This window comes from Paenibacillus sp. 05T425 (assembly GCF_056396205.1).
This window is the reverse complement of the sequence record NZ_JBFTLA010000019.1, coordinates 67,329-77,859: the sequence shown is the minus strand read 5'-3', so window position 1 is coordinate 77,859 and position 10,531 is coordinate 67,329. Positions and strand designations below refer to the sequence as shown.

Below are 10,531 nucleotides of genomic sequence, written 5' to 3'. Positions count from 1 at the left end.
TTCCCATACCGAACACGACCGTTAAGCCCTCCAGCGCCAATGGTACTTGGACCGCAGGGTCCTGGGAGAGTAGGACGTCGCCAAGCACGAGGAACCAACCGCATGTAGATGCGGTTGGTTTTTTGTTGTGCGCAGAAATGGCGACTTACCTCTCCCAGGCTGGGAGAGTAACTGAACCTTCGATCGATGAAAGGGCGAAGAAGCAGGCCCGGCCAGAGAGGAAGCTTCAGATGCCGACCTCGAAGTATGCACAAGTAGTCTATTCAGCCGGTGCGGAATGGCCGTCGCCAAGCACGAGGAACCAACGGCATTCTACATTCGGTTGGTTTTTTGTTGTGCGCAGAAATGGCGAGGAAGCACAAGTAGCCTATTCAGCTCGATGCGGAAAGGCCACCGCGAGACACGAAAGACCTATCGGATCTACATGCGGTATTTTTTTTCGTTGTTTAAGCGTATGCTCACGAATCCAATAAACCTTATTTGCTTCAAACCAGCTAATTTTCCGATTTTAAGAATTCTGATATCCCTATTTGACTCCAAAGTACCGAAATATGCATCAAAGCTATTGAATAAGAACTGCTGGATTCGTTACATACTCATAGGAGTCGTGAAATGTTGAATAGAGTGATTAGTATTCTTTATCTCATTTAAAAAAGCGACGCCGGAAAAGGGGAGATTTCTACCGCATATAGTAGCCACTCTTCTTTTGTTATATGATGGTGATAATTGGAGGCGATATGAGATGGAGCGAAAAATTGTAATTGTTCAGATGAAGGAAGAGTTATATGATGCGAGCATAGCATTATCCCAGTTTGCCTTTCAGTATGTCCGATCGCCTGAAGAGATTGAGCGGACGAAGCAGCAGTTCTTAGCAGAACCCGCTGTGAAGTGGGCTGCAATCGTAGATGGAAAGTTTGCAGCGCAAGCTGCGGTGTTCGATCTGCACACCTATATCGGAGGAAAGAGATTTGCAATGGGTGGAGTGGCTGGTGTAGCTACTTGGCCGGAGTATCGTAGACAAGGCTTAGTTGCTAAGCTGCTTGTACATGCGCTAGAGGGGATGAAGGATAGAGGTCAGAGTATATCGTTTCTGCATCCATTCGCATTTGCTTTCTACCGGAAGTTCGGTTGGGAGACGTATACCGAATATAAGTCTTACACCATCCGCATCGACCAATTGCCTGCAAGGCAACCGATCAATGGACGAATCGAAAGAGTGAGCATGGAGGTATCAGCCAGTGTAATAGGTCAACTGTACGAAGCTTATGCTTCCAAGTACAACGGAACGTTGGCACGTAGCGAGCTATGGTGGGATTACCGGGTCAACAAACGCAAGCCTGGTCAGACTGCTGTTTATTATGATAATGCGGACAAGCCCCAAGGCTATATTCGTTATGAAGTGAAAAATAGTCAGATGACGATACATGAGTTGGTCTATCTTAACGAGGAGGCGCGCAGCTCGTTATGGTCATTTATAGCTCAACATGATTCGATGATAGAGCGAGTAACGATAACGGCGCCGTCCGACGATCAGTTGCCATTCCTATTAGATAATCCACGCATCCAGCAAGAGACGATTCCGTACTTTATGGCGCGTATTGTTGATGTTGCAGCTTTTGTGGAGCAATATTCGTTTGAGGCGGCGGATTATGAGGATCATATTGTGATTGCAATTAAGGATGAGCATGCGCCATGGAATAATGGACTCTATATGCTGGGCATCGCCGAATCAGGTAAAGCTAGCCTTGCTCCCTATGAATATTCTGCGGCAAATAATGGTCAAAACAGCGTTGAACTCAGTATTGGCACATTAACGACGATACTTCTAGGTTATATGAACATATTGCATTTATACCAATATGGCCGAGTCCAAGGAGACGAGTCCATTATAAACCGCTTACAGAACCGTATTCCCGAACGAAACACGTACTTAATGGACTTTTTCTGATAAAATATGGCCATTTTGGCTAACAATCTGCACAAATTACTGACGTGCACGCTGTTTTGTTCAGCCTTGACAGCCCCTACCCCCTCTGCTAATATTGCAATAATATACGTGAGAGGTACTGAAAATAAGGGAGGAACATACTCGTGTGGGAAACAAAATTCGCCAAAGAAGGGCTTACGTTTGACGACGTACTGCTTGTTCCGCGCAAATCAGAAGTGCTACCAAGGGAAGTTGACATCTCGATTCGATTAAGCGACAGCGTTAAGCTGAATATTCCGCTCATTAGCGCAGGCATGGATACAGTTACGGAATCGGCATTGGCGATTGCTATAGCTCGTGAGGGCGGTATCGGTATTATTCATAAGAATATGTCCATCGCACAGCAAGCGGAAGAGGTTGACCGCGTAAAACGTTCGGAAAGCGGCGTTATTACTAACCCGTTCTCGCTGACACCTGAGCATCATGTTTACGACGCTGAGGAGCTTATGGGCAAATACCGTATATCCGGCGTACCGATTGTGGATAACAACAAGAAGCTTGTTGGTATTCTGACTAATCGGGACTTGCGTTTCGTACACGATTATTCCATTAAAATTAGTGAAGTCATGACGCACGAGAATCTTGTGACGGCGCCTGTTGGCACAACGTTGCAAGAGGCCGAAGGACTTCTGCAAAGACATAAGATTGAGAAGCTGCCTCTGGTTGATGAAGAGAACACGCTCAAAGGTCTTATTACCATTAAAGATATCGAGAAAGCGATCCAATTCCCGAATGCGGCAAAGGATAAGCACGGTCGTCTGCTTTGCGGAGCGGCGGTAGGCATCTCGAAAGATACGATGGATCGCGCAGAAGCGCTTGTGCAATCGGGTATCGACGTACTTGTCGTTGATTCGGCGCATGGTCATCATATAAATATTCTTGAAGCGGTTCGCAAGCTGCGCGCAACGTACCCGGATCTTACGATCATTGCAGGGAACGTTGCAACGGGTGAAGCTACGCGTGACTTGATCGAAGCAGGAGCATCGGTCGTTAAGGTCGGTATCGGTCCTGGTTCGATCTGTACGACTCGCGTTATTGCAGGTATCGGCGTTCCGCAAATTACAGCAATCTACGATTGTGCATCGGTAGCACGCGAATACAACGTTCCAGTTATCGCTGACGGCGGTATCAAGTATTCCGGTGACATTACGAAAGCAATCGCAGCTGGCGCAAGCGTCATTATGATCGGCAGCTTGTTCGCGGGAACGGCTGAGAGCCCTGGCGAGACGGAAATTTTCCAAGGCCGCAGCTTCAAAGTATACCGTGGCATGGGATCGCTTGGCGCGATGAAAGAAGGCAGCAAGGACCGTTACTTCCAAGAGAACGAGAGCAAGCTCGTTCCGGAAGGCATCGAGGGCCGCGTACCTTACAAAGGGCCGCTAGCCGATACGGTTCACCAATTGCTCGGCGGACTTCGTTCGGGTATGGGTTATTGCGGTACGGCTTCGCTTGAAGCGCTTCGCAACGACACGCAATTTGTACGCATTACGGGTTCGGGTCTCCGTGAGAGCCATCCGCATGACGTTCAAATTACGAAAGAAGCACCAAACTACTCTCTATAATAGACCCGACTAACGGGATAACAGCCAGACAGGGATTTGCGTATACTACGCTTGTCCTTGTCTGGTTTTCTTTGATGTGCAATTCCCTTATAATTGGTGAGAGATTACTCATTTAGGTAACTGTTCAAAGAGGTTTAATTGTATTGGTTTGTTATGTTACAATTAACAACGGACAATCCAAGTGGGAAAAGGGGAGACGACGTTGAAGGTTATGGTTAGACCGGTTCGGTTTTTGTCGGTCATCGCTGCAAGTTTGGCGATTTGGATGGTAATGCTATCGTTTAATACTGCGGTAGTAGAGGCGCAAGGTTACGATAATAGACCAAGTACGGAAAACTCACTAGGATTGCAGGTTAAATCGGCAATACTGATTGATGCGGACACCGGCCAGGTGTTGTTCCAGGTGAACAAGGACGAGCCGCTGCCGCCAGCGAGTATGACGAAGCTTATGACAGAGTATATCGTGTTAGAGGAAATTAAGGATGGCCGCTTAAAATGGGATCAGATCATTTCGGTAAGCCCAGAAGCTGCAGATACAGAACCTTCGGAATCGCAAATATATTTGGCTGAGGGCGACCAGCACTCGGTCAGGGACTTATATATAGCAATGGCAGTTGGATCAGCTAATGACGCGACTCGCGCGCTTGCAACGGAAATTGCAGGCACAGAGCAAGCTTTTGTCGACAAAATGAACGAAACGGCTAAAAATCTTGATCTCAAATCAGCCGTATTCACAAGCGCAACGGGCTTCGAACCGAATACCGTTATTTCGGTATCCGATGTGGCGAAGTTGTCGCAAATTATTTTGAAAGAGCATCCAGAGTTTTTGGAATTCTCCAGCATGCAGGAATACAAGTTCCGTCCGCGCGACACAGCGCCGATGGTTAACTTCAACTATATGCTTGGCGCTAATAAGAACAAGTCGGGTCTTGCTTTCTTAGCCTATGAGGGCGTTGACGGCATGAAGACCGGCTTTATCGAAGAGGCGGGCTACAACTTCACAGGTACGGTAAAACGCGGCGATATCCGTTTCATTAGCGTTGTTATGGATACGGCTACGAAAAACTCGCGTTTCCAAGAAACGGCGAAGCTGTATAACTACGCATTCAGCACTTTTGAGAAAAAGACGGTATTGCCGCCGAAATCTGTGGTAGAAACGATCCAATCGGTAAAAGTTAAAAAAGGCGCAAAAAAGAGCGTAAATGTCGTAACGGACAAAGACATTACATTCATGGTTAAGAAAGGCGTCGAGCCTAAGGTCGAGCTCATCGGCAGCCAAGTGAAGTCGGAAGATGAGCTTGTTGCTCCGATTCCAGCTGGAACGGCTGTAGGCACAGTGACTTATAAGTATACCGATGCCGAACTGAACATCACGACCGAGTACACGGTTAACTTGGTGACGACGGATGAAGTGGCGAAAGCCGGCTGGTTCAAGCTGATGTTCCGAGCAATTGGCGAGTTTTTCTCCGGATTGTTTAACGGGATCATCAATATGTTCTAATTGTTTGCCTCGCGAGGCAAATCTAGGGTTGTCGATTAATCGGGCTTCCTGTAAAATCAATGGTTAGTACAACTTCGGCAAGAAACAATGACAATGGTCGAAAATAGGAGGATTTGTAGGATGGAAACAGGTACATCGCGCGTAAAACGCGGAATGGCAGAAATGCAAAAAGGCGGCGTCATTATGGACGTCATGAACGCTGAGCAAGCAAAGGTAGCAGAAGCAGCAGGTGCAACGGCAGTTATGGCACTTGAGCGCGTACCTTCCGATATTCGTGCAGCAGGCGGCGTAGCCCGTATGGCTGACCCGACAATCGTCGAAGAAGTGATGAAGGTTGTTTCGATACCGGTTATGGCGAAAGCACGTATCGGTCACTATGTTGAAGCAAAAGTGCTCGAGTCGATGGGCGTTGACTATATCGATGAGTCGGAAGTATTGACTCCAGCAGATGAAATTTTCCACATTAGCAAAAACGAGTTCACGATTCCGTTCGTATGCGGAGCGAAGGACCTTGGCGAAGCTCTTCGTCGTATCCAAGAAGGTGCAGCAATGCTTCGTACGAAAGGTGAACCGGGAACAGGCAACATCGTTGAAGCGGTTCGTCACCTTCGTCTCATTAACGGCCAAATTCGCAAAGTACAAGGCTTGTCGAAGGACGAGCTCTACAATGAAGCGAAAGTTCTTGGCGTACCTTATGACCTGCTTCTTCAAATTCACGAGACAGGCAAGCTTCCTGTCGTTAACTTCGCAGCTGGCGGCGTAGCAACACCATCTGACGCAGCGCTTATGATGCACCTTGGCGCTGACGGCGTATTCGTTGGATCCGGTATCTTCAAATCCGACAGCCCTGAGAAATTCGCTCGCGCTATCGTTGAAGCTACAACGCACTACCAAGATTACAAATTGATTGCGGAAGTATCCAAAAACTTGGGAACGCCAATGAAAGGCATTGAAATTTCCAAGCTTGATTCTTCGCAACGCATGCAAGATCGCGGTATCTAAATTTCAGAATTCATATAGTGAGTAATACGCGGACGCCGGCTTTGTGCAGATTATTGCGCGGCCGGCTTCAGCTTCGTAAAGGAAGGCGATTGGGTCATGAAGATTGGCGTACTTGCGCTTCAAGGCGCGGTGGCAGAGCATATACGAAGTTTGGAGGCGGCGGGCGCGGAAGCGGTCGCCGTTAAGCGAGTCGAGCAGCTTGAAGAGCTTGAGGGGCTTGTAATCCCCGGCGGAGAKAGCACGACGATCGGTAAGCTGATGCGCCAATACGGCTTCATTGATGCCGTAAGAGCGTTCGCTGGACAAGGAAAGCCATTATTCGGCACTTGCGCAGGTCTTATTGTACTCGCAGAAGAGATTGAAGGCCAAGAGGACGCGCATCTGCGCCTCATGGACATGACCGTGGCAAGAAATGCATTCGGCCGCCAACGGGAAAGCTTCGAGACGGATCTCGATGTGAAAGGGATTAACGAGCCGATCCGTGCCGTATTCATCCGTGCGCCGCTTATTAAGAAGGTAGGCAAGGACGTTGACGTATTGTCTACATACAAGGACGAGATCGTGACGGCAAGACAAGGCCATCTGCTTGCGGCATCGTATCATCCGGAATTGACGGACGATTATCGTCTGCACGCTTATTTCGTCGATATGGTGAAGGAAGCGGCAGCGAGCAAGGCTTAGATTGTAGGGGGGTTAACTAACGTGCTTGACGTGAAGCTGTTAAGAAATGAATTCGAGAAGGTTGAGCAGGCGCTTCGCAACCGCGGCGCATCGCTTGATCTTATTGCTGGTTTTCCGGTCTTGGATAGTAAGCGCCGCGAGCTGATTACAGAGACGGAGCAGCTGAAGAATCGCCGCAATGTTGTATCGCAAGAGGTTGCCAAGCTGAAGAAGTCGGGCGGCGACGCAGAAGCTCTTATCGTGGAGATGAGAGAAGTAGGCGATCGCATCAAGGAGCTTGACGAGGAGCTGCGCGTACTTGAGGTTCAAGTAGACGAACTGACGCAGGCGATTCCGAACATTCCAAGCGAGACGGTTCCAGTCGGCGCATCGGAAGAAGATAATGTAGAAATTCGCAGAGTCGGCGAGCTTCCATCTTTCGCGTTCGAACCAAAGCCGCATTATGAGTTGGCTCAATCGCTGAACATTCTAGACTTCGAGCGTGCGGGCAAAGTAACGGGATCGCGCTTCACGTTCTATCGCGGCCTTGGCGCGCGTCTAGAACGCGCTCTGATCAGCTTCATGATGGATCTGCACAGCGATCAGCATGGTTACGAGGAAGTATTGCCTCCGTACATCGTTAACCGCGACAGCTTGTTCGGAACAGGACAGCTGCCGAAGTTCGAAGAGGACTTGTTCAAACTGTCTGACTCTGATTATTTCCTGATTCCTACGGCTGAAGTACCGGTGACGAATCTTCACCGGGATGAGATTCTCTCGGCTGAAGATCTACCCAAATATTTCGTCGCTTACAGCTCATGCTTCCGTTCTGAAGCAGGCGCAGCAGGTCGCGATACACGCGGCTTGATTCGCCAGCATCAGTTCAACAAGGTTGAGCTTATTAAGCTGACGAAGCCGGAAGAATCGTACGACGAGCTCGAGAAGATGACGGCTAATGCGGAGAAGGTGCTTCAACTGCTGGGCTTGCCATACCGTGTTCTAGCGCTCTGTACGGGCGATATAGGCTTCACAGCGGCGAAGACGTACGATCTTGAGGTTTGGCTGCCAAGCGCAGGCACATACCGCGAGATCTCTTCCTGCTCGAACGTAGAGGACTTCCAAGCGCGCCGCGCTGCTATTCGTTTCAGAAGAGACGCGAAGAGCAAGCCGGAGTTCGTGCATACGCTTAACGGATCCGGTCTTGCCGTCGGCCGCACGTTCGCGGCGATTGTCGAGAATTATCAGCAAGAAGACGGATCGATTACGATCCCGGAAGTATTACGTCCGTATATGGGCGGCATCAGTTCGATTCCTTCTGCTCAGTAATTTATTGAAATATTGTCCATGGGCCGAAAATAAAGTTGCTTCTMGTTTTTGGCCTGTGGTACAATAGCTTTTGTCACGATTAGATGTGGAGAGGTACCGAAGCGGTCATAACGGGGCGGTCTTGAAAACCGTTAGGGTGCAAGCCCACATGGGTTCGAATCCCATCCTCTCCGCCATATACAAAAAAACAAGYCGATTCCTGAAAAGGAATCGTTTTTTTGTGTATGGCGGGTTGGGATTCGAACGGGCCGTGAAGCGGAGATGCCCCAAAGGCATGTCCGTAGGCCCCGGCGTGATAGTCGCAATTAGCGTAAAGGTGCAGACTTGCACCTTCACGCAGCGACGGAGCGAATCCCATCCTCTCCGCCAGTTATATTCCAAGAACAAATGACAACGCTTGAGCGCTAGCCGCTTAGGCGTTTTTTCATCGTATAAAACATCGTCATTCTTCGCATCTTAATCGATGTGGAGGTGCTTCAATCATGGCTAAAATAGACGAGCTTCGCACGAGTCCTGAGCAGCTAGCCGAAGCTTGGCGCAATACGCTGCCGGAGACGATGAACAGCTCCGATAAGTGCGAGGTATTCCCCGATGAAGCAGACGCGAAAGCGCTGCGCGTAACGATTCATTCGGCAGGTCATCAAATGTATACGTTCGATTTCAAGGTTTCCTACGTGGATAGCCGCGAGGTGCTGGTGGAGCTGGTCGATGTGGAAAAGGACAAAGTAGCTGTCGACGAGCGTACCGATATGATGCAGCAGCTGATACACGATTATAAGCGTCATTTGCATGAGTGCGCTCAAGCACTGCAGCAATTGACGCATGCCTAAAGGAGACGCGCTGCTATGACGAAAGCAAAGGGCACTGCCGACAAAAACCTGCAAAACGTCGTTGAGGCGCTGGAGACCGAGCCGGTTAACAGCCATCATGCGCAACAGCTGCAGCAGGACAAGAACGATCGCCGTCATCAGGATTCATTGAATTTCGATCAACCTACCGACTTGGAGCATCAGCGCAACTAACAAGCTTGGAAGAAGGAGGTTATACGATTGAGCAAGCCAGATAGCGTTCCGGTGCCAGAAGCGAATGCGCAGCAGCAGCAGAAGCAGCGATCCGGCGGCGGCCTGCAAGCCCCGAATTCAKGATCCAAGAAGACCAAGCAGCATAATCATGTGTCGCATAACAATCCGCAAGGCTAGCTAGCTCGGCAGCAACACGAACAGGTAGAACCAGAACCGTTCGTCCGCAGCAGCTTTTGAAATATTACTTTGGAACCGTTTCGAGTCCCTCGGAACGGTTTTTTTCCTATGCGCTTCAAATGATCAGGTTATTAGTATAGAATGGAGGTGCTTGAACTAATGAGCGGAGGGGAACTTCGTAATGATAAAATATCAAAAATTAACGTTGCTGCTTATCGCGGTAATGATTTTCGCCATAGCGGGTTGCAGCTCCAGTACACCGCCTAAGGAAGCGCTCTTGAAAGCTTTAAGCAACAATGCGGCGGCTGACTCCTACGCCATTCATATGGATGTCGACATCGATGATTTGGAATGGACGGGGGGCGCGACAACGCAGCCTAATACGCTTGTAGCGGCAGCTCTTGTCGGCATGTTGAAAGACGCGAAGATTACGATAGATGGCGTGTATCGCAAAGATCTGATGCAAATGGACATGGATATGGAAATCGTGTTTCCCGGCGACATGGAAATGAAGCTGAGCGTGCCGATGATTATGACAAAGGATGCGCTTTACGTGAAGATTCCGCAAATTCCGATGCTGCAGCTGCCCGAAGCGATTAAGGATAAATACTTGAAGCTCGAATTATCCCAAGCTTCAGCTTCAGCGGAGCAAGAGAACGTAACGGAGATGGATGTTGAAGCGCAGCAGAAGCTCGGCAAGGAAGCAGTGAGCACGCTTCTCGAGTCATTTGACGAGAAGACGTATTTCAGCGAGCCGAAAGCGGCCGATGCGGGCTTGCCGAAGGATATGAAGGCGAACCAAATCGTTCAATTCGAAATCAATGACAGCAATTATGAGCAGACGGTTGAGACGCTTGTTAATCAGACGCTTCCGAAGCTGATCGATGTTCTGCTAGCGAACGAGGCGGCCCTGCCAGCCTTGAAGCTGGAGAAGACAGATGTCGAGAAAATGAAATCCGAAATGGATGCAAGCAAAGCGAAGGCGCTCGATATGTTGAAAAACGACGTTACCCTCGACCTTTTCAAAGCAACAGGAGCGATTAAGGACGAGTATCTGTCTTATTTAGGGATGGACTTGGCGGTTAAGGTAAGCGATAAGGAAGAGGGCAAGAAGCTGAACCTGGGACTGCATATGAACGTCAGCTACACGGATGTGAACAAATCACCGGAGCTGAAGTACGAAATTCCAACCGAAACAATCACGTTAGAGCAGCTCGTTCAGCTGTTCAAGTCGCCAACTGGCATGTAAAAATAGGAAAGGCAGGGAACGCGGATAACCGCTGTCCCTGCCTTT

The 10,531-nt window shown here is 49.2% G+C and carries 10 protein-coding genes, 1 tRNA gene and 1 rRNA gene; all 12 read left to right on the top strand.

Annotated features, from left to right (window positions below; genetic code table 11):
- Positions 1-86: ribosomal RNA gene (rrf, locus tag AC1DF0_RS29200) — 5S ribosomal RNA — on the top strand; the annotation flags it as partial.
- A 656-nt stretch (positions 87-742) separates the two neighbouring features.
- On the top strand, positions 743-1,948 hold the full coding sequence (locus AC1DF0_RS29195) for a GNAT family N-acetyltransferase (protein ID WP_477576889.1): 1,206 nt from the start codon (positions 743-745) through the stop codon (positions 1,946-1,948).
- A gap of 143 nt (positions 1,949-2,091) precedes the next feature.
- A complete protein-coding gene (guaB, locus tag AC1DF0_RS29190; protein WP_442053384.1) occupies positions 2,092-3,549 on the top strand; it encodes an IMP dehydrogenase in 1,458 nt (485 codons plus the stop codon).
- Positions 3,550-3,760: 211 nt separating this feature from the next.
- Positions 3,761-5,050, top strand: coding sequence for a D-alanyl-D-alanine carboxypeptidase family protein (locus AC1DF0_RS29185; RefSeq protein ID WP_442053388.1), 1,290 nt, complete (start codon positions 3,761-3,763; stop codon positions 5,048-5,050).
- A gap of 120 nt (positions 5,051-5,170) precedes the next feature.
- Entirely contained in the window at positions 5,171-6,052 is an 882-nt protein-coding gene (gene pdxS / locus AC1DF0_RS29180) for a pyridoxal 5'-phosphate synthase lyase subunit PdxS (protein WP_442053385.1), read from the top strand.
- Positions 6,053-6,148: 96 nt separating this feature from the next.
- Entirely contained in the window at positions 6,149-6,733 is a 585-nt protein-coding gene (pdxT, locus tag AC1DF0_RS29175; protein WP_477576887.1) for a pyridoxal 5'-phosphate synthase glutaminase subunit PdxT, read from the top strand.
- A 21-nt stretch (positions 6,734-6,754) separates the two neighbouring features.
- On the top strand, positions 6,755-8,038 hold the full coding sequence (gene serS / locus AC1DF0_RS29170; protein WP_477576885.1) for a serine--tRNA ligase: 1,284 nt from the start codon (positions 6,755-6,757) through the stop codon (positions 8,036-8,038).
- An 87-nt stretch (positions 8,039-8,125) separates the two neighbouring features.
- Positions 8,126-8,214: transfer RNA gene (locus AC1DF0_RS29165), tRNA-Ser, on the top strand.
- Between the two features lie 306 nt (positions 8,215-8,520).
- Positions 8,521-8,868: a hypothetical protein gene (locus tag AC1DF0_RS29160; RefSeq protein ID WP_337102448.1), complete on the top strand. Its 348-nt coding sequence runs from the start codon at positions 8,521-8,523 to the stop codon at positions 8,866-8,868.
- Between the two features lie 15 nt (positions 8,869-8,883).
- On the top strand, positions 8,884-9,060 hold the full coding sequence (locus AC1DF0_RS29155; protein ID WP_337102447.1) for a hypothetical protein: 177 nt from the start codon (positions 8,884-8,886) through the stop codon (positions 9,058-9,060).
- Positions 9,061-9,087: 27 nt separating this feature from the next.
- The gene (locus tag AC1DF0_RS29150; RefSeq protein WP_477576882.1) at positions 9,088-9,237 is read left to right on the top strand and encodes a small acid-soluble spore protein P; all 150 of its coding nucleotides are present in this window, start codon (positions 9,088-9,090) and stop codon (positions 9,235-9,237) included.
- Positions 9,238-9,418: 181 nt separating this feature from the next.
- Positions 9,419-10,486: a hypothetical protein gene (locus tag AC1DF0_RS29145; RefSeq protein WP_477576880.1), complete on the top strand. Its 1,068-nt coding sequence runs from the start codon at positions 9,419-9,421 to the stop codon at positions 10,484-10,486.
- Positions 10,487-10,531: the final 45 nt, after the last annotated feature.

Excerpts from the sequence above, each read along its gene's own strand:
- AC1DF0_RS29195 (WP_477576889.1), top strand. The coding sequence starts at position 743 with ATGGAGCGAAAAATTGTAATTGTTCAGATGAAGGAAGAGTTATATGAT.
- AC1DF0_RS29185 (WP_442053388.1), top strand. The coding sequence starts at position 3,761 with ATGGTTAGACCGGTTCGGTTTTTGTCGGTCATCGCTGCAAGTTTGGCG.
- pdxS (WP_442053385.1), top strand. The coding sequence starts at position 5,171 with ATGGAAACAGGTACATCGCGCGTAAAACGCGGAATGGCAGAAATGCAA.
- AC1DF0_RS29160 (WP_337102448.1), top strand. The coding sequence starts at position 8,521 with ATGGCTAAAATAGACGAGCTTCGCACGAGTCCTGAGCAGCTAGCCGAA.
- AC1DF0_RS29155 (WP_337102447.1), top strand. The coding sequence starts at position 8,884 with ATGACGAAAGCAAAGGGCACTGCCGACAAAAACCTGCAAAACGTCGTT.
- AC1DF0_RS29145 (WP_477576880.1), top strand. The coding sequence starts at position 9,419 with ATGATAAAATATCAAAAATTAACGTTGCTGCTTATCGCGGTAATGATT.